This is a genomic window from Micromonospora sp. BS32, from assembly GCF_059089345.1.
The window spans coordinates 16,328-35,337 of record NZ_JBSSHR010000018.1 but is presented as its reverse complement, the minus strand read 5'-3'; the positions used below and the strand labels follow the sequence as shown (position 1 = coordinate 35,337).

Sequence of the window (19,010 nt, the reverse complement as noted above, 5' to 3'; positions counted from 1 at the left end):
ATGAGTCGCATACCCACGGCGAGATCGACCGGTGATTCGTCTACGCCATCAAGTTCGTAGCGTCGCGACGGGACATCCGGATGGATCCGGATGCCCCGTCGGCGCCTGGTGGCAGGGCAACGACCGCCCGCGGGATGCGGCGGTCAGCGCTGTGGCAGACCCGCCCGCGCGGCGACCGCGGTGTCCGGCTGGTCGGCGAAGACGCCGTCCAGGCCGAGGCCGAGGAAGAGCTCGTACTCGGACGTGATGTCGCCGCGGGCGTTCGGGTCGGCGCCGACCCGGAAGTCCGCCGGGAGGAACTGGTTCTCGGCGCGGAAGGTCCAGGCGTGCACGACCAGCTTCTCCCGGTGCGCGTCCCGGATGACCGTGGTCGGGGCGAGCAGCCTGCCGGTGGCGTCCCGGGGCACGATCAGGTTCTTGTTCAGACCCACCCCGTCGGCGTACTCGGCGATCCAGGCCAGCCCGGCGGCGGAGGCCAGGTCGGCGTAGGTGCGGGTGTCGCCGGCGGCGGTGAAGTCGTAGGGACGCCCGCTCGCGTCGAGCAGCTGCACCAGCGGCACGTCGATCATGCTGTCCAGCCTGCGCAGGTTCGACGTCTCGAAGGACTGGATGAACACCGCGTCGTGCCGGTGGGTCAGCCGGTTCTTCCGCAGCGTCGCCACCAGCGGCTCCTCCAACGCCAGCCCGATCGAGGCGAAGTAGCTGGGGTGCTTGGTCTCCGGGTAGATGCCGATGGTCCGGCCCCGGTTGCGGCTCTCCGTACGGGCCAGGTCGATGACCTCCTGGAAGGTCGGCACCTCGAGCTTCCCGTCGAACGCCGTGTTGGCCACCCGCACCTGCGGCAGCCGCTCCTTGGCCCGCAGGGTCTTCAGCTCGGCCAGGGTGAAGTTCTCGGTGAACCAGCCGGTGACGGCCACCCCGTCGATGGTCCTGGTGGCCCTGCGGGCGGCGAACTCGGCGTGCGCGGCCACGTCGGTCGTACCCGAGATCTCGTTCTCGTGCCGGGCGACCAGCACGCCGTCCTTCGTCGAGACCAGGTCGGGCTCGATGTAGTCGGCGCCCATCCGGATCGCCAACCGGTACGCCTCCAGGGTGTGCTCCGGGCGGTAGCCGCTCGCGCTTCGGTGGCCGATCACGATGGGCCGATGGGTGGCCCGGTCCGCGCGGTCGGTGTCGTCCTCGCGGGCCGAGGCCGCGCTGGGCACGACAACGGCCACCGCGAGCAGGGCGCCGGCCACACCAAGGGCGGAAAGGGTACGTCGCAACGCCGTCTCCTGTCGTCGATGAGTCGCGCCCCAGCAGACCGGTCGCCCCTGGCCACCAGTTGGTCGGCGGCTGACCGCGAGGTGAACCCTCGCCGGGATGTGCGATTCACCGACCCCGCCCCGCCGGTAATCGGAAGATTGTCTGGTGCGCCGCTTCCTTCGTCACCCCGTCCGGCTGGTGCCGTTCGGCTTCCTGGTGGCGATCGCGATCGGCACCGGCCTGCTGATGCTGCCCTGGGCCACCAGCGAACAGCGCTACACCCCGCTGGTCACCGCGCTCTTCACCGCCACCTCCGCCGTCTCGGTCACCGGCATGGCGGTCAACGACACCCCGAACTACTGGAACGGCTTCGGGCTCGTGATGATCACCGTGCTCACCCAGATCGGCGGCCTGGGCATCCTCACCGGCGCCGCCCTGGTCAGCCTCGCGGTGTCCCGGCAGCTCGGGCTCCGCAACCGGCTGCTCGTGCAGGCCGAGACCGCCGAGTACGGCATCGGTGACGTCCGCCGGCTGCTCGTGCGCATCGCCGCCACCGTCGTCGCCACCGAGGCGTTGATGACCCTGATCATGAGCGGCCGGCTCTGGCTCGCCTACCACTACCCACCCGGCCGGGCACTCTGGTCCGGCGCCTTCCACGCCGTCCAGGCGTTCAACAACGGCGGGTTCAGCCTCTACTCGGACGGCCTGGTCGCCTTCTCCCAGGACCCGTGGGTGGCGCTGCCACTGGCCTTCGGCGCGATCATCGGCGGCCTCGGCTTCCCGGCGCTCTTCGAGGCGGTCCGGCACTGGCGGCAGCCGGCCCGCTGGACGGTCGCCACCAAGCTGACCATCTGGGGCAGCGCGGTGCTGCTGGCCGGCGGCTTCATCGCCCTGCTGCTGGCCGAGTGGACCAACCCGCGCACCATCGGCACCTACGACGGGCCCGGCAAGGTGCTCGCCTCGTTCACCCAGATCGCGCTCAGCCGTACCGGCGGCTTCGACGTGATCAACATCGAATGGTTGAGCGAGGAGAGCTACCCGCTGCTGATCACGCTCATGTTCATCGGCGGCGGCAGCGCCAGCACCGCCGGCGGTATCAAGGTCTCGACCTTCTTCCTGCTGGCCTTCGCCATCTGGGCCGAGCTGCGCGGGGAGCCGGACGTCACCGTCGGCCACCGTCGGGTGGCCGTGGCCAGTGTGCGGCAGGCCCTGACCGTCGCCCTGCTCAGCGTGGCCCTGGTGGTGGTCGGCACGGTCGGACTGATCCTGATCACCGAGGGCGTCCGGTTCAACGAGTCGCTGTTCGAGGTGACCTCGGCGTTCAGCACCACCGGCCTGACCGTCGGGCTGACCCCGCAACTCCCCGAGCCCGGCCAGTACGTGCTGACCGCCCTGATGTACATCGGCCGGGTCGGCCCGCTCACCCTCGGCTCGGCGATCGCGTTGAACGCCCGCCGCCGGCTGTACCGCTACCCGAAGGAGCAACCCATTGTCGGCTAGAGGAGATGGCGGCGGCGACGTCGCGGTGATCGGACTGGGCCGGTTCGGCTGCCACCTGGCCACGGCGCTGAACCGGCTCGGTCACCAGGTGCTCGCCGTCGACCGGGACGCGAACCAGGTGCAACGCTGGTCGTCGACGCTGGACCGGGTGGTGCAGGCCGACGCCACCGAGGAGGCCGCGCTGCGCCAGCTGGGGCTCGGCGACTTCCACCGGGTGGTGGTCGCCATCGGCGCCTCGGTGGAGGCCAGCGTGCTCACCGTGCTGGCGCTGACCGAGGTGGGGGTGCCGCAGATCTGGGCCCGCGCCAACTCCGAGAAGCACGCCCGGATCCTCGGCTCGGTCGGCGCCCACCACGTGGTCTTCCCCGAGGCGGAGATCGGCGAGCGGGTGGCCCACCTGATCGTCAGCCGGATGCTCGACTTCATCGGCTTCGGCGACGACTTCGCCATCGCCAAGGTGGCGGTGCCACCGCCGCTGGTCGGCCGGCCGCTGAGCGAACTGGCGCTGAGCGAGCAGCACGGGGTGCGGGTGGTCGGCGCGAAGGCGCCCGGGGAGCCGTTCCGCTACGCCACCCCGGACACGGTGGTGGGCGCGGGCGGAGTGCTGATCGTGGAGGGCACCATCGCCCAGGTGCAGGAGTTCGCCGCCCTCCGCTGAGGGTCAGCCCCTGCCCTTACCACCGTCGCCCCCCTTCCCCGCTACTTTCCGCCTTTTCCCTTGCCCTCACCCGAACCCTTGGCCTTGCTGGACCTCGCCTTGGACGAGCCCGACGAGCCCGACCCGCCACTACCCGAGGAGACCTTGGTCGTGCCCTTCGCGGGTGCCTTCGCCGGGACCTTCGGAGCCGGGGCGGTGCCGGCCACCCCGGAGACCCGTACGCCGCAGGTGGCGTCGCCGAGCTTGAACTCCACCGGCAGCGGGTTACCTCCGGTGTACCGGCCGGACAGGGCGACCTTCTCCGAGGCGCCCGGGGCCAGCGCGTTCCGCCCCGCGGTGGGCACGACGCGCACGGTCCGGCCGTCCTGGTGCACCGCCGGGGTGGCCTTCGTGACGGACTGTTGACCGGGGAAGGTGAAGCTCATCGCCCAGTCCCGCAGCTCGCGGGTACCGGTGTTGGTCAGGGTCAGCTGGGCGGCGAAGTCCCGGCCGGAGTCGCTGCGCAGCGCGTACTCGACCTCGCAGGGGCCCGGCTGCGGCAGACCCATCCGCGCCTCGGTCGGCCCCTCGATCCCGCCGCTGGCGGAGCTGCCGGAGGTCACCCCCCAGATCGCCGCGGTCACCGCGACCAGGCCGGCGGCGGCCACCCCAGCCTCGACCCGGCGCCGCCGGCCCAGCGCCCGCCGGCTGCGGGTGCGGCCGGAGAAAGGCAGCGCGTCGGTGTCGGTCGACCAGGGCAGGATCGTGGTGCCGGCGGTAGCCAGCAGGGCCGGGTCGAACGTCCCCGGCGCCGGGGAGACCGGCACGGCCGCGAGCATCCCGGCCGCGTCGGCGAGGGTACGGGCCACCTCGGCGGTGGCCGGCCGGTCCGCGGGCCGCTTGGCCAGGCAGCGTCCGACCAGCTCGGTGACCTCCTCGGGCAGCCCCGGCACCTCGGGCATCGGCTCCGGATCGTTGTACATGTGCGCGCGGAGCATCTCGGTGGTGGTGCTGGCCCGCCAGGGCAGCCGGCCGGTCAGCATCCGGTAGAGCAGCAGCCCCACCGCGTACACGTCGGTGGCCGGGGAGACCTGGCCGTTGTCCAGCCGCTCCGGGGCGAGGTACGCGGGAGTGCCGAGCAGGGTGCCGTCCGGCCCCTTCTCGCTCTCCCCGACCAGCGCCGAGATGCCGAAGTCGACGACCTTCACCCCGGTGGGGGTCAGCATGACGTTGCCCGGGGTGACGTCCCGGTGGACCACGCCGCGGGCGTGCGCGGTGGCCAGCGCGGAGGTGACCTCCGCGCCGATGGTCACCGCCTCCCGCCAGGGCAGCTGCCCGTCGCGGCCGAGCCGCGCGGTGAGCGGGCCGCCGTCGACCAGTTCCATCACGACGTACGGCACGGTCAGCCCGACCTGCTCGCTCTCGCCGTAGTCGTACACGTTGGTGATGTTGGGGTGGCACAACCGGGCGGCGGCCTGGGCCTCGATCCGGATCCGGTGCCGGAACGCCTTGTCGCTGGCCAGCCGCGAGGCGAGCACCTTGATCGCGACCTGGCGGCCGAGCACCTCGTCGTAGCCACGCCACACCACGGACATGCCGCCCGCGCCCAGCTGCTCGATCAATCGGTACCGCTCACCGAGGAGCTGGGCCCCGTTCCTGACTCCTCCACGCATGGTCGGAGGTGTTGCCCGGGAAGGTGGGGGCTACACCTCAATGGTCGCAATCGGTCAGGATTGTCACCCGATCAGGCGGTCGCCAGCAGCTGGTCCACCGGCGCGTAGTCGTCGGTCAGCACCAGCGCGTCGGAGACGAAGCCGTCCAGCCGGGCGTCGCTGAGCAGGTCCGGCGGAGTGTCCAGGGCGCTGAGCCGTTGCTCCAGCGCGGCCAGCGGCAGCGGCGCGTCCGAGGCGACGATGAGGAAGTTGGCACCCTGCTCCCCGGCGAACGCGCCGGGCGGGGCGATCACCGCGACGGTGCGGAACTCCGCCGCGACCGTGGCCAGCTCGGCCCGGATGAACCGGTCCGGCGGGTAGTCGATGACGTTCTGCACGTAGATCCCGCCGGGCCGGAGCACCCGCTCCACCTCCGCCGCCATCTCCCGGGTGGCCAGGTGCCAGGGGACCACCAGATGCCCGAAGGCGTCCCCGACGATCAGGTCCCGGCTGTCGGCCGGCTCGCCGTCGACCAGCATCCGGGCGTCGCCCACCTCGGCTCGCAGCCCGGCACCGGTGCGGACGCCGAGCAGTCGCCGGTCCAGGTCCACCAGCTCGCCGTCGATCTCGAAGACCAGGTTGTCGGTGCCGGGCCGGGTGGCGGTCAGGTAGCGGGGCATGGTGAACCCGCCCCCGCCCAGGTGCAGCGCGTCGAGCCGCCGCCCGCGCGGCGCCATCACGTCCGCCACCGCCCCGATCCACTGGGTGTACGCGTACTCCAGGTGGGTGGGGTCGGCCAGGTCGACGTACGAGTGCCGGGCGGAGTTGAGGTACAGCGTGCGCCCGGTGGACCGGGACGGGTCGGTCTCCACCCGCGCGCAGTGGTACGCCGTCTCGACGTCGCACGGGTTCGGCGCCACGGCGCTCAGCCCCGCGCCGACCAGCCCGAGCACCGCGAGGGTGGCCTTCGTCCGGGCCGGACCGGGCAGCCCCGCACCCTCCTGCCGCCGCAGGTACGCCCCGAGCGCCAGCCCGGTCACCCCGAGGGTCACCGCCAGCGCGATCAGGATGACCGTGCTCGGCAGCGCCGCCACCAGCACGAAGCCGGTGACCAGGGTGGCGGTGATGCCGCCCAGCGTGCCGATGCCGGAGAGCCGCCCGACCACCTGCCCGGTGCGGCGCAGGTCGGCGAGCTGGAGCTTCACCACCAGCGGGGTGACCGCCGAGAGCAGCGCCGCCGGGACGAAGACGGCGAGCGCGGTGAGCAGCAGGATGCCGCTGGCCGCGCCGCCGCGCAGCACCTCACCGGCGTACCGGACCACCGGCAGGGTGATCGCGGAGGCGATGCCGGCCAACACCAGCGCGGGGGCGAGCAGGCCGCGCGGGTCCCGCCGGTCGGCCAGCCAGCCGCCGGTCCACGCGCCGTACGCGATGGCCGCCAGCGCGATGCCGATCACCGAGCTGGTCACCTGGAGGGTCACCCCGACGTACGGGCCGACCAGGCGGAGCGAGACGGTCTCCAGCACCAGCACGGCCCCGCTGGCGAGGAAGACCAGGAACGCGGCGAGCCCGTTGGGCAGCGCGCGGGAGGTGGCCGGCGCGTCGGGCGCCGACTCGACCACGACGTCGGACGATGAGCTGCTCACCGTCGCGATGCTACGTCTCGTTCCTGGCGGTCGAGGTCAGTACATCGAAAGATGAACATGGTTTGTGTGGTCGGCGGCCGGGCTGCCCGCCCCGCTGTACGACCGCCAGCCGGTGTTCGGCATCCAGATCTGCCGGTACCAGATCACGTAGAGCACGCCGAGCCGACCGGCGTTGTTCTTGAAGTAGTTGGCCAGGCTGTCGCCGTACGCCTTGTCGCCGCCGGTGGCCGACACGTCCTCGAAGCCTCCGGTGGCGGCGGCGAAGTCGCAGGCCCGGCCCTTGGGGTGCTCGCCGTCACCGCCGCTGCGGAAGCACGAGACGTACCGCTTGTAGCCGGCGGCCTGGGCCTGCTGGAGGGCGTGCAGGGTGCGCGGGGTGATGCAGCCGTCGGTGGTCGGGTCGTTCACCGAGCACGACTCGGACGGCCAGGAGCCGTCGGAGTTGCGCGGCGCCGGGCTGGCGGAGCGGGAGCCGCCGCTGAAGCCGGAGCTGCTGCCCGAGCTGACCGTGGCCAGCGCCCGCTCGGCGTCCTTCTTCTTCTTGGCCAGCACCGCGAGCTGCTTGCGCTGCTCGCGCACCTCGTTGTCGATGGCCACCTTGGCCTGCGCCGCGGCCCGCTTCGCCTCGGTGAGGTCGCGCAGCCGCTTGCCGTCGCGCTGGGCCATCACGTCCAGCTCGGCGGCGCGCTGCATGAACCCGCCGGCGGTGGTGCTCTGGAGCAGCATCGCGGTCGGGGTCAGCCGGCCCAGCCGGTACGACTGGGCGGCGACCTCGCCGACCTGCGCGGTCAGCTCACCGAGCCGCCCCTCGACGGTCCTCAGCTGGGCGACCAGCGCGGCCTGCCGGCGGACGGAGTTGTCCAGCCGTGCCTTGGCCTCGATGTGGCCCTTGGCGGCTGCCTCCAGCGCCTCCCGGAGCTGCTTGGTGCCACCCTCGCCGGGTTCCGCGGCGGCCGGTACGACCCCGGCGCCGAGCAGCAGCACCACCGCGGCGAGCAGCACGGTCAGCGGCCGGCGTACGCGCGGCCGGGTGAGACTGGTCCTGGGCACGACGGTGTCCTTCCCTCTGCCACCGGCGCCCGGTCGGCCCTGCGCGGTGGCGGTCCCGCTGGCCCTCCGACGGCGGCCTGGGGGCGGAGACCGCCGGTCACGATACCGGACGCAGCCGGGCTGACCAGGCCGGCGACCCCTCCGGACATCGATCATCGACACAGCGTTGCCGCCTCGTCGCGCAGGGCGGCGATCCGGGCGCCGACGCCCGGGGTCAGTCGCCCAGGAGAGCGTCGCGGGCCGCGGTCCAGGTCCGCTCGTCGGCGGCGACGAGCAGCCCCCTGGCGTCGTCGTCGTCGGCCGGGTGGTAGTCGGTGCCGTCGAACCTGCGGGCCACCCCACCGGCCTCCCGGACCAGCAGCACGCCGGGGGCGTGGTCCCAGGGCAGCGTTCGCCAGAAGAGGACGAACTGCTGCGCGCCGGTGAGCAGGTCCAGGTACTCCCGGCCGGCGCAGTGCTGCCCCGGCAGCAGCTCGCCGATCCGCTCCGCGCCGGCCTCGGCGCGCCGGCGGGCCTGCGGCGGCAGGAACCGGGTCATGGCGGTGCCGCGCAGCTCCCCCGCCGGCGGCACCTGGTCCGCGGTTCGCACCTTCTGGCCGTCCAGCTCGGTGCCGCCGCCGGCGCGGGTCACGGCGAGCATCTCCGCCAGCGGGTCGAGCACCCACGAGGCGGCCGGCTCGCCGTCGGTCAGCAGGGCGACCATCAGCGCGAACGGCCGCCGGCCGGCGGCGAAGTTGGCGGTGCCGTCGATCGGGTCGACCAGCCACACGTCACGGTCGCCGCGCAGGTGCCGCAACAGCGTCGGGTCGTCCGCCACCGCCTCCTCGCCGACCACCACGGAGCCCGGCCGCAGCCGGCGCAGCTCGGCGGAGATCCGCTCCTCGGCCCGCCGGTCGGCCACCGTGACCAGGTCACCCGGGGCCTTCTCGGCGATCTGGGAGTCGTCGAGCCGGCGGAACAGGGGCAGCACCACGTCCGCCGCGGTCTCCCGCAGCAGCGCGCCGACGTCGTCGAGCAGCCGGTCAGCCACGCGGCGGGAGCTTGACCACGCTGACGAAGAACTCGTCGATCTGGCGGACCACCGAGATGAAGCGCTCGAAGTCCACCGGCTTGGTCACGTAGGCGTTGGCGTGCAGCTGGTAGCTGCGCAGGATGTCCTCGTCGGCCTGGGAGGTGGTGAGCACCACGACCGGGATCCGGCGGAGCTGCTCGTCCTCCTTGATCTCCTCCAGCACCTCACGGCCGTCGCGGCGCGGCAGGTTCAGGTCGAGCAGGATCAGGTCCGGCGTCACCGCGTCGGTGTAGGGCGCCTCGCGCCGCAGGTAGGCCAGCGCCTCGGCGCCGTCGGAGACGACGGTGAGCCGGTTGCGGAGCTTGTGCTCCTCGAAGGCCTCCTGGGTCATCAGAACGTCACCCGGATCGTCCTCGACCAGGAGGACCTCGATCGGGCTCTTGCCGTCCGCGGGCGCGGTCATCCCACCGTCTCCTTCATGCCACCCGTTGTACCCTGCTGCGGCGCCTCGCCGGGCAGGTACCGGTCCGTCGCGCCGTCCGGCTGACCGCCGACCGCCGCCGGCTGCTCCTGCGCCACGTCGGAGTCGGTGCCGGCCGCCGTCTCCGGCTCGCCGTCGGTCTCCGCGGCGGCCGCCTCGGCGGCCTTCGCCGCCTCGACGTCCTCGGGCAGCGCCGGGAGGGTGAACCGGATCGCGGTGCCCTCGTCCAGGTCGGTGTCCACCCACACCCGGCCGCCGTGGTACTCGACGATCTTCTTGACGATGGCCAGCCCGATGCCGGTACCCGGGTAGGCGTCCTTCGAGTGCAGCCGCTGGAAGATCACGAAGATCTTGTCGGCGAACTCGGGCTCGATCCCGATGCCGTTGTCCCGGCAGCTGATCTCCCACTCGTCGTCGACCAGGCGGGCCGAGACGTGCACCTTCGGCGTGACGTCGGGGCGGCGGAACTTGATCGAGTTGCTGACCAGGTTCGCCAGCAGGTTGGTCAGCAGCGGCTCCTCGCCACGGATGACCGGCATCTCGTCCCAGGTCAGCTCGGCGTCGGCGTACTGGAGGGCGGCCTCGGTCTGCCCCGCCACGTCGCCCATCACCTTGTTCAGGTCGACTTCGGTGAAGCCGGTGGTGAGCCGGCCGATCCGGGAGAACGCCAGCAGGTCGTTGATCAGGCGCTGCATCCGCTGCGCCCCGTCCACCGCGAAGGCGATGTACTGGTCGGCCCGCTCGTCGAGCTGCCCGGAGTACCGGCGCTGGAGCAGCTGGCAGAAGCTCGCCACCTTGCGCAGCGGCTCCTGCAGGTCGTGCGAGGCGACGTACGCGAACTGCTCCAGGTCACGGTTGGAGCGGGTCAGCTCCTCGGCCTGCTTCTGCAGCTGGCTGTTGACCCACTCGATGTTCTCCCGCGCGGCGCGTACCTCGGCGAGGTCCTTGGCGATCTTCTGCCGCATGACGTCGACGTCCTCGGCGAGCCGGACGAACTCCGGCGGTCCGGTGCCTTCGATGTGGTGCTGGTAGTCGCCCTCGGCGACCTCGCGAACCTGCTGGGCCAACCCGGTGAGCGGGCGGATCACCATCCGGTCCAGCGAGAGCACCAGCACGGTGCCGGCGATCAACACCACCACCGCGGCCACGATCAGCAGCATGACCAGCAGGTTGCCGGTCCGCTCCACCCTCGCGGCGTTGCGCTGCCGCTCGACGAGGATCTCCGCCTGCAGGTCCGCGACGGCCGCCCGAACCTGGTCGAACTGCTGCCGGGACCGGTCGGTGATGAGAGCCTGCCCGGCCGCCGTGCCGCTGCGCTGGGTGGTGTCGATGACCGGCTGGGCCACCGTCCGCCGCCAGTCGTCGGCCTGCCGCTGCGCGGCGCGCAGGTCGGCGACCACCCCCGGGTATTCGCGGCTCAGGTTCTCGATCTGCGCGGCGGTCGCCTGCTCCTGCTTGACCCCGTTCTGGTACGGGGCAAGGTCGGCCGAGTCGCCGCTGACGGCATACCCCCGGACGCCGGTCTCCTGGTCGAGCAGCGCGTTGAGCAGCTCCTGCCCCTGCACCCGCAGCGGTCCGGTCCTGTTCAGCAGCGCGTCCATGTACTGCCGGTTCTGGGCGGCCACCGCCGCCTCGGCGACGGCGAGCCCGACCAGCAGCATGCCCGCCACCGTGAGCAGCGTGAGGACCCGGCGGCGCAGCGTCCAGCCGTGCCGGTACGACCTCACCGGCCACCGCCCCGGGTGACCAGCAGCATGGCGACGTCGTCGGCGAGCGGGCCACCGTTGATCTGCTCCGCCCGACCGACCAGCCAGGCCGGCAGCTCGGACAGCGGTACGGCCTGGTTGGCCGGCTCCTCCAGCAGGCCGGCGAGCCCCGGCACGTCCAGCCGCTCGTCGCCGTCGCCCACCCGCCCCTCGATCAGGCCGTCGGTGTACATCAACAGGGACCAGTCATCGGTGTCGAACTCCAGATCGAACGCTACGGGGCGGCGGGGCCGTACGCCGAGCAGCAGGCCGCCGGGTGCCGGGACGGGCGCGACCTTACCGCCGGAGAGCAGCAGCGGCGGCGGGTGGCCCGCCAGCCGGACGGTCGCCCGGTTGCCGGACAGGTCGAGGCGGGCGGTGGCGACGGTGGCGAAGATCTCCTGGAGCCGCCGCTCGCTCATCAGCACCTGTTCCAGGGCGGGCAGCACTTCGTCGTCGTCGACGCCGGCCAGGATCAGGGCCCGCCAGGCGACCCGGAGTTCCACCCCGAGCGCGGCCTCGTCCACCCCGTGCCCGCAGACGTCGCCGACGATCAGGTCGACCCGGTCGGGCCGGGTCTGCACCACGTCGAAGAAATCCCCGCCGATCAGGGCGGCGTGCCGGCCCGGGCGGTAGAAGGTGTGCACCGCCACCTCGTCGGTGGTCATCAGCGGCTGGGGCAGCAGGCCGCGTTCCAGCCGGGCGGACTCGGCCTGGCGCAGCTCCACCTCGCGCAGCCGCCGGGCGTTCTCGTCGGCCCGCTTGCGTTCCACCGCGTAGCGCAGCGCCCGGGTCAGCAGCACCCCGTCGACCTGCCCCTTGACCAGGTAGTCCTGGGCGCCCTCGGCGACCGCCACGATGCCCAGGTGCTCGTCGGAGCGACCGGTCAGCACGCACACGGCGGCGCCGGTGGTCATCTCCAGCACCCGGCGGAGGCCGTCGAGGCCCTGCGCGTCGGGCAGGCCGAGGTCGAGCAGGACGCAGTCGACGCCGGCCACCCGCTGCCGGGCCTCGCTCAGGCTGGTGGCGACGAGCAGGTCGATCATCGAGTTGGTCTCGGCGAGCAGCTCGCTCACCAGGAACGCGTCGCCCTCGTCGTCCTCGACCAGCAGCACCCGCAGCCGCTCACCCGGTGGCAGGTTGGGATGGCGGCCGAGGCCGCCGTGCGGGTACGGCACGCCGGAGGGACCGGTCATACCGGACCCCCGGTGCGGCCGGGTCACCGCCGCGAGACGCGGGAGTTCGCTGGTGATGTGGGGCTCCTTCCGAGTGCCCTGCTGATCCTGTATTAGACAACGGTCGCACACAACATGGACCGTCCGGTCCGGGCGTACCCGGGCAAGGCCGTCACTGGAGTAGGCGTCCGGGCGGGTGGCAGCGTCACGGTTCGGTCCCGAGGAGTCCCGTGGCCGTCCCGGACGGTGCAGGATGGTGCCCCACCCCCGCACCACCGCCGAGGAGTCCGCCGTGGGCGCACCCCCCATCTCCGCCGCCGATCGGAGGCCCGTCCGGCCAGCCGCCGACCGGGCGCTGGCCCGGCCGGCCCGCCGACCGCTGGCCGCCCTGATCGCGCTCGTCGCGCTGCTCGCGGTGGGCGCCGCGATGCTGGCCACCCTGGCCACCCCCGCGCCCAAGGCGGCGGACGCCCCGGCCGACGAGTTCAGCGCCGGCCGGGCGTACCGGACCGTGCAGACCATCGCGGCCCGGCCGCACGTCGCCGGCAGCGCCGCCAACGACCAGGTACGCGAGCACCTGGTCGGCGCGCTGCGCGGCCTCGGCCTGGAGACCGAGGTGCAGGACACCGTGGCGCCGGAGGCCGGGCAGCTCAGCGGGGCCGCCGGCGGGGCGACGCTGGCCCGGGTCCGCAACGTGGTGGCCCGGCTGCCCGGGTCGGATTCCACCGGGCGGGTCTTCCTGGTGGCGCACTACGACTCGGTGCAGTCCGGGCCGGGCGGCAACGACGACGGCGCCGGCACCTCCACCATCCTGGAGGTGGCGCGGGCGCTGGCGGCCGGCCCGCGACCGCGCAACGACATCGTCTTCGTGCTGACCGACGCCGAGGAGGCCTGCCTCTGCGGGGCGTCGGCGTTCGCGTCGAGCCACCCGCTCGCCGCGGACGGCGGGGTGGTGCTCAACCTGGAGGCGCGCGGCGCGACCGGCCCGGTGATCATGTTCGAGACGTCCCGGAACAACGCGAAGCTGGTGGACGTCTTCGGCCGGGCCGCCGCCCACCCGGTGGGCACCTCGTTCGCGGTGGAGATCTACCGGGCGCTGCCCAACGACACCGACTTCACCGCCTTCGCCGACCACGACTTCGTCGGGCTGAACTCGGCGTACATCGACGGGGGTGCGGTCTACCACACCCCGTTGGACACCCCGGCGGCGATGGACCGGGGCAGCCTCCAGATGCACGGCGACAACGCGCTCGGGCTGGCCCGCGAGTTCGGCCGTACCGACCTGAAGGACCTGTCGTCGGGGCACGACGCCACCTACTTCCCGGTGCCCGGCGGGCTGGTCCGCTACCCCGGCTGGCTGACCTGGCCGCTGGCGGCGGCGGCGCTGCTGGCGGTGCTGGCACTGGGCTGGCTCATCCGTCGCCGGGGCCGGGCCGGGACCGGCCGGCTGGCGGCCGGGTTCGGGCTGACGCTGGTGCCGGTCGTGCTCGCCCCGGTCGCCGCCCAACTGCTCTGGGCCGGGATCACGGCGCTGCGCCCCGGCTACGCCGAACTGCTCGACCCGTACCGGCCGACCTGGTTCCGGCTCGCCGTGGTGGCGCTCGCCGCGGCGATCCTGCTCGCCTGGTACGCGCTGACCCGGCGCTGGGCCGGGCCGGCCGCGCTGGCCTTCGGCGGGCTGGCCTGGCTGGCCGTACTCGGGGTGGTGCTGGCCGCGCTGGTGCCCGGCGGGGCGTACCTGGCCACCCTGCCGGCGCTGGCCGGTGCGCTGGCCGGGCTGGTCGCGCTCGGCGCCCGGATCGACGGCCCGTGGCCGGTGGTCGCGGTGACCCTGGCCGGCGCGGTGGCGGTGGTGATCCTGCTGCCGACGGTGGTGCTGCTCTTCCCCGCGTTGGGTATGGCGATGGGTGGCGTGGCGGCGCTCTTCGCGGTGCTGCTCGGGCTGGCCGCCCTGCCGGTACTCGACCTGCTGCACCCGGCGGCGGGCGGGCAGCGCGGCATGGTCGCGCTGCGCGCCCGCCGGCTGGGCGCGCTGCCGGCCCTCGCCGTCGCGCTCGCCGCGGTGGTGCTCGCCGGGGTCGGCCTGCGCGTCGACCGCTTCGACGCCGCCCACCCGGTGCCCACCCACCTGATGTACGCCCTCGACGCCGACAAGGGCACGGCGGAGTGGTGGAGTCGCGAGGAGGACCCGCAGCCCTGGACCAAGTCGTACGTCGTGGAGAAGGGCTCCCCCAACTGGTTCTTCCCGGCGCTCGGCGACGAGCGGATCAACTACGGCGAGGCCACGGCGGCGAGCCTGCCCGCGCCGAAGCTGGAGGTGCTCGCCGACACCACCTCGGGTGGCGAGCGCACCCTGCGGGTCCGGCTGATCCCCCAGCGGACGGTGAGGCTCGCCTCGTTGCACGTGGAGGCCGACTCGGCGACGGTCAAGCGGGCGGTCGCCGCCGGGCAGCCGCTGCCGATCGCCCCGCAGGTGCCCGGCAATCGGTGGGGCTTCGGCCTGGTCTTCCACGCCCCGCCACCGGAGGGCGTGGAGATCACGCTGACCCTGGTGCCGAAGGGGCCGAAGGTGGTCCTGCGGGCGATGGACGCCAGCGACGGGCTGGAGGGGCTGCCGGGCTTCCGCCCCCGGCCGCCCGACGTGGGTGTGGTGGGCTCGCACACCTCTGAGATGCTCGCCGTCGCCCGCACCTACCCGCTGTAGTCACCGGCCCGGCGGAGCCGCGGTGGACGCCCCGGCTCCCCCGGCCGGGTCACGCGGGACGGGGACGAGCCGGGTCTGCTGGTCGCCGCGGCGCAACCGGCCGTCGGCGGCCAACTCACCGAAGAGGTAGATCTCGGTGGCGACGACGCCACCCCGGGCCAGGACCGCGGTGAGGGTGTACCGGGCGGCCACCCGGTCGCCGGCCACCAGCGCCTGGTGGATCTCGGTGTGCACGCCGGTGGCCCGCTTGCGGGCGGGGCGCACGTGCGCGAGGAGCATGGTCCGGTCGAGCGGCACACCGTCGTTGTGGAGCACGAAGTCGGGGGTGTGGTACCGGTCGAACACCTCGGCGGGATCCTCGTCGCCGAACGCGATCTCGTGCGGGTACCGGGTCAGGTATGCCGCAAGGTCGCGGCCGGGGGTGCTGTGTTCGTCGGGCATCTCGTCCTCCCCGCGCCACCTAAGTCTGACAGATGTGTCCAACCTAAGCCCGAGGACTAAACTTGACAACCGTGTCTGAGTTGCCCCAGGAACGGCGGCGTCGCGCCGATGCCGAGCGCAGCGTCGCGGCCGTCCTCGACGCCGCGATCGATCTGCTGGGCCGGCGACCCGAGGCGAGCATGGAAGAGATCGCCACCCACGCCGGGGTCGCCCGACAGACCGTGTATGCCCACTTCAGGTCGCGTCGCGCGCTGCTGCGCGCTCTCGTCGGCCGGATGACCGCCGAGGCGACGGACGCGATCGACGCCGCCGACCTGGACTCCGGCTCCGCGGCGACCGCGCTGCTGCGCTGGGTCGACGTCAGCTGGGGGCTCATGTCGCGGTACCCGGTGCTGCTCACCCCCGCCCTGGCCGCCGAAGGCCCAGAGGAGGAGCACGAACGGCACATGCCGATCATCGAGCGACTCGACCGGCTCGTCCGACGCGGTCAGGCGTCCGGCGACTTCGACCGGCAGTCGTCACCGACCTGGCTGGTGGCCGCCGTCATCGGCCTCGGTCACGCCGCCGGCGAGGAGGTACGGGCCGGCCGGATGAGCATGCCGGATGCCGGGGCCGCATTCCGGGAAAGCGTGCGCCGGGTATGCGGTGCGGAACCGCCCGGCCGGCAGGACTGATCCAGCGAAACCACGGGCGGCGCACTGTTGATCGCCGCGCTACCGTGCCCGGCATGAGTGCCGACGGCTGGCTCGCCGATACCCGCGCGTCCTACGACACGGTGGCGGAGAGCTATGCCGACCTGCTGCGTGACGCACTCTCCGGCGCGCCCTACGAACGGGCGATCCTGGCGTTGTTCGCCGAACTGGCCCGCGGAGGCCCCGTGGCCGACATCGGCTGCGGGCCGGGACGACTCACGGCCCATCTCCACGACCTCGGTGTCGACGCCTTCGGCATCGACCTCTCCCCCGTCATGATCGACATCGCCCGGCGGGACCATCCCGGCCTCCGGTTCGAGGTGGGCTCCATGACGGACCTCGACCTGGGCGATTCGTCCGTCGCCGGTCTCCTGGCCTGGTTCTCCCTCATCCACATCCCCGACGACGAGGTCCCCACGGTCCTCGCACATTTCCACCGGGTGTTACGTCCCGACGGCGCCCTGCTGCTCGCCTTCCACATCGGCGACGAGCACCAGCCGAAAACGCAGGGCTACGGCGGCCACCCGATGAAGGTGTACGTCCACCGCCGTCCGCCCGAGCGGGTCGCCGCCTGGCTTGGTGACGCCGGGTTCACTGTCGAGGCCCAGATGCTTCACTACCCGGACGAGAGCAGGCGAGGGGCGTTCCTCTTCGCACGCCGCCAGCCTTAGCTTGAGGCCCCGAACCATCCCGGTAGCGCAGGTCAGGGCCATGCCGCCGCTACTTCCAGCGGAATGCACGAATCGGAGGGCGAAACAGGCCCCAGCTCATGCTTGACGCTTGGCCTGCATCCCGAGTGTGCCGCCAGCTGCTGTGAGCAGCGTGCGCCATTCCTCGTAAGGGAATCCTGCCGGGTCAGGCGTGGGCTTGCCGCGCATGCTGTAGAAGGGGCGATCGCCGTCGTCCTGCTGGATTGCGTAGAGGTTGTCCGACGGGTCACGCCTCCAGGAGACGCCGTGCCCGCGGAAGTCTCGGCGGGCGAGCCAGTCGGTGACGTTCGGCCAGTGACCAGTCCAGCCACTGGGGCGCAGCGACTCGAACGCCGTGTGCATTGTCGAGGCGATCTTCTCGACGTCATCGTCGTCATGGACGCTGACGAAGCGGCACAGCAGGACCAGCGCGGGACCGGGGTGCGGCATCAACTGGTCGAGGGTGGCTACCGCGCGGCAGACGAGGTCGAGTTCCCACCACCGGAATGCGAACGGGTGCCAGTGGGCCATGTCGTCCCAGCCGATGCTGCGAACGCCGTCGGACGTCGGGGTGCGGATACCAAGCTCGCAGGAGTCGTACCGGCCCTTCACCTCAAGCACGACCTGGCAACCGCCACCCACCGGAAACTCGACAGTGGCATCCGGGACCCTGGCGGCGCCCTCCTCGTCGAAGAAGAACGTCTGCCAGAATGCCGGCTCCTGGAATCGCTCACGGAGACTGCGAGAGACGGGCATCGGCGCAGGTTACCGGCCGCGGCAACTGAGCATCGCCCCGACGTCAAGCAACTGGTGGGGCGCGGGTGTCGAGCATGCCCCGTGACGGGAGAGGTCAGTTCCCGGCGATGCCGGGCCTCAGGACCTCCGTGGCAGATCAGTCTCGTGACGTGGGTGACAGGTTCGCCAGACGATCTCTGCACCCGATGGCTCGTAGGCCAGGTAGTGTGCGGGCGCTTGGCCGCAGCCGATGACCTGGAGGAGCGACGTGGGCGCCAAGACAGCTCTGCTGGCGTTCGCTGACGGAGATATCCGTCCCGCGTTGCTTGGAGCGACGCGCTCGGAGCGACTCGAAGCCGAGGCGCTGGTACGTCGGGTCCACCCTGGCTGCGTCGTCGAGACCGCCGACGACGGCACGTTGTTCGACGACATCTACCCCCCAGACGACATCACTTACGCCACCGTGCTGGCCGGAGCCGAGCTCTACTGCGACCGGCGGCTCGTGCTCGACCGCCCGTCTGAGCTGCCGGAACATCTGCGTCAAGCTGGCGCAGGCAGGCGCATCATCATGCATGGGATGCACTCGGTCGTGGATTGGCTCGGTTTCGCGGTCTGGGAAGACGGCGTGCTCATCAGGTCGCTGAGTCTGTCGCCCGACGGCGGCATCCAGGAGAACATCGGCAAGCCGTACGACTTCGAGCTGCCGTACTGGGCGGGTGAGCATCCCGTCGAACCCGTACCGGGCTGGCCCAACAGGGACCGTACCCATTGCCGTTCCATCCCCTTGAGCTGGGCGAGGAGGCATTGCGTGCGCTGTTCGGCTTCGTCATAGAGGGCCACCCCGACCCCGACGACATCGACACCGAAGCTGTTCATCTGCACGGCTTCCGCGTGACCGACCCATCGGGCGAGGAACAGGCCGCGCGTGAAGCCAGGTACGCGGAGGTACTAGGGGCCATGGGGCCGCCGCGGAGGTTCCGGATGGGACGGCACGATGCACGAGGTCAGCCTCGACAGCTTCTGAGTCGTCAACCCTCCGGTCGGCAGAGTTTCACGCAGGTCCTGATACCGCTCTGTCCCGCAAGGGATGAGACCGGACACCGGCCGCCGCCGAATGTCGGGCTCCATTTGATGGGTTACGGAGTGGTGCCAGATGAGGCGTCACACGTCCGGCTGGAGGAGCCATAGTCAGGACGCAGCACACAGAGCTTGTAAACGAGATGTCACCGATCCTCGCCGGGCGCGGGAACCTTGCCGCGCCAGCCGTCGCGCCCCCATCCGAGGGCCGATCAACCGATCCAGGTCATCACCGCCACGGCGACCATTCCGAGTGCGAAAGCGCCGAAGACGACGACCAGCACCCAGCGACGCCGTCCGCGCTGCGCCGGGCGGTGGACCAGGATGGCTGGCCCGCGCCGGTCGGGGCGGCGGGCGATGGCGCTAGCCAGCCGCTCAAAATCCGCGACCTGGCCAGCGGCCGTCAATCCAATCGTCTCCGACACCTCGGGCAACGGCGGCGGGGCGGAGACGTCTTGTGTCTCGTACAGCGGCTCGATCCGTGGCGGCAGTTGGCGATAGCGGTTGTTCACACGACCAGAGTCGCAGA

The 19,010-nt window shown here is 72.3% G+C and carries 16 protein-coding genes and 1 pseudogene; 6 read left to right on the top strand and 11 right to left on the bottom strand.

Annotated features, from left to right (window positions below; all coding sequences use genetic code 11):
• Positions 1-143 precede the first annotated feature (143 nt).
• Entirely contained in the window at positions 144-1,265 is a 1,122-nt protein-coding gene (locus tag AC5RWQ_RS23410; protein ID WP_494284819.1) for a glycerophosphodiester phosphodiesterase, read from the bottom strand.
• 145 nt (positions 1,266-1,410) lie between these two features.
• On the opposite strand from AC5RWQ_RS23410, the gene AC5RWQ_RS23405 reads away from it, so the two are divergent.
• Both AC5RWQ_RS23405 and AC5RWQ_RS23400 read left to right on the top strand, forming a co-directional pair.
• Positions 1,411-2,745, top strand: coding sequence for a TrkH family potassium uptake protein (locus AC5RWQ_RS23405; protein WP_494284818.1), 1,335 nt, complete (start codon positions 1,411-1,413; stop codon positions 2,743-2,745).
• A complete protein-coding gene (locus AC5RWQ_RS23400; RefSeq protein WP_494284817.1) occupies positions 2,735-3,403 on the top strand; it encodes a potassium channel family protein in 669 nt (222 codons plus the stop codon). Before AC5RWQ_RS23405 ends, AC5RWQ_RS23400 begins: the two co-directional genes overlap by 11 nt.
• Before the next feature lie 41 nt (positions 3,404-3,444).
• Here AC5RWQ_RS23400 and AC5RWQ_RS23395 read toward each other — a convergent pair whose 3' ends face one another.
• The 7 genes from AC5RWQ_RS23395 to AC5RWQ_RS23365 form a co-directional block, all read right to left on the bottom strand.
• Complete coding sequence (locus tag AC5RWQ_RS23395; protein ID WP_494284816.1) at positions 3,445-5,055, bottom strand: protein kinase domain-containing protein; 1,611 nt, start codon at positions 5,053-5,055, stop codon at positions 3,445-3,447.
• 71 nt (positions 5,056-5,126) lie between these two features.
• Positions 5,127-6,680, bottom strand: coding sequence for a fused MFS/spermidine synthase (locus tag AC5RWQ_RS23390; protein ID WP_494284815.1), 1,554 nt, complete (start codon positions 6,678-6,680; stop codon positions 5,127-5,129).
• 36 nt (positions 6,681-6,716) lie between these two features.
• Positions 6,717-7,730 carry a coiled-coil domain-containing protein gene (locus tag AC5RWQ_RS23385; RefSeq protein ID WP_494284814.1) on the bottom strand — a complete coding sequence of 338 codons (1,014 nt, stop codon included), beginning with the start codon at positions 7,728-7,730 and terminating at the stop codon, positions 6,717-6,719.
• 214 nt (positions 7,731-7,944) lie between these two features.
• On the bottom strand, positions 7,945-8,760 hold the full coding sequence (locus AC5RWQ_RS23380) for an inositol monophosphatase family protein (RefSeq protein ID WP_494284813.1): 816 nt from the start codon (positions 8,758-8,760) through the stop codon (positions 7,945-7,947).
• Positions 8,753-9,205 carry a response regulator gene (locus AC5RWQ_RS23375; protein ID WP_494284812.1) on the bottom strand — a complete coding sequence of 151 codons (453 nt, stop codon included), beginning with the start codon at positions 9,203-9,205 and terminating at the stop codon, positions 8,753-8,755. The genes AC5RWQ_RS23380 and AC5RWQ_RS23375 overlap by 8 nt, the downstream gene beginning before the upstream one ends.
• Complete coding sequence (locus tag AC5RWQ_RS23370) at positions 9,202-10,950, bottom strand: sensor histidine kinase (protein WP_494284811.1); 1,749 nt, start codon at positions 10,948-10,950, stop codon at positions 9,202-9,204. Before AC5RWQ_RS23370 ends, AC5RWQ_RS23375 begins: the two co-directional genes overlap by 4 nt.
• Positions 10,947-12,164 (bottom strand): PP2C family protein-serine/threonine phosphatase, encoded by a 1,218-nt coding sequence (locus AC5RWQ_RS23365; protein WP_494284810.1) that lies wholly within the window; start codon positions 12,162-12,164, stop codon positions 10,947-10,949. The genes AC5RWQ_RS23370 and AC5RWQ_RS23365 overlap by 4 nt, the downstream gene beginning before the upstream one ends.
• 271 nt (positions 12,165-12,435) lie before the next feature.
• On the opposite strand from AC5RWQ_RS23365, the gene AC5RWQ_RS23360 reads away from it, so the two are divergent.
• On the top strand, positions 12,436-14,847 hold the full coding sequence (locus AC5RWQ_RS23360; protein WP_494284809.1) for a M28 family peptidase: 2,412 nt from the start codon (positions 12,436-12,438) through the stop codon (positions 14,845-14,847).
• Here the strand turns inward: AC5RWQ_RS23360 and AC5RWQ_RS23355 are convergent, their stop codons facing one another.
• Positions 14,848-15,288 (bottom strand): nuclear transport factor 2 family protein, encoded by a 441-nt coding sequence (locus AC5RWQ_RS23355; protein ID WP_494284808.1) that lies wholly within the window; start codon positions 15,286-15,288, stop codon positions 14,848-14,850.
• A 71-nt stretch (positions 15,289-15,359) separates the two neighbouring features.
• Here AC5RWQ_RS23355 and AC5RWQ_RS23350 point away from each other — a divergent pair, with 71 nt between their 5' ends.
• Both AC5RWQ_RS23350 and AC5RWQ_RS23345 read left to right on the top strand, forming a co-directional pair.
• Positions 15,360-15,962: a TetR/AcrR family transcriptional regulator gene (locus tag AC5RWQ_RS23350; RefSeq protein WP_494284807.1), complete on the top strand. Its 603-nt coding sequence runs from the start codon at positions 15,360-15,362 to the stop codon at positions 15,960-15,962.
• A gap of 53 nt (positions 15,963-16,015) precedes the next feature.
• Positions 16,016-16,651, top strand: coding sequence for a class I SAM-dependent DNA methyltransferase (locus AC5RWQ_RS23345; RefSeq protein WP_494284806.1), 636 nt, complete (start codon positions 16,016-16,018; stop codon positions 16,649-16,651).
• 96 nt (positions 16,652-16,747) lie between these two features.
• Here AC5RWQ_RS23345 and AC5RWQ_RS23340 read toward each other — a convergent pair whose 3' ends face one another.
• Positions 16,748-17,425 carry a hypothetical protein gene (locus AC5RWQ_RS23340; RefSeq protein ID WP_494284805.1) on the bottom strand — a complete coding sequence of 226 codons (678 nt, stop codon included), beginning with the start codon at positions 17,423-17,425 and terminating at the stop codon, positions 16,748-16,750.
• 229 nt (positions 17,426-17,654) lie between these two features.
• Here AC5RWQ_RS23340 and AC5RWQ_RS23335 point away from each other — a divergent pair.
• Positions 17,655-18,592: pseudogene (locus tag AC5RWQ_RS23335) on the top strand (DUF6928 family protein).
• Between the two features lie 101 nt (positions 18,593-18,693).
• Here AC5RWQ_RS23335 and AC5RWQ_RS23330 read toward each other — a convergent pair.
• Entirely contained in the window at positions 18,694-18,993 is a 300-nt protein-coding gene (locus tag AC5RWQ_RS23330; protein ID WP_494284804.1) for a hypothetical protein, read from the bottom strand.
• Positions 18,994-19,010 lie beyond the last annotated feature (17 nt).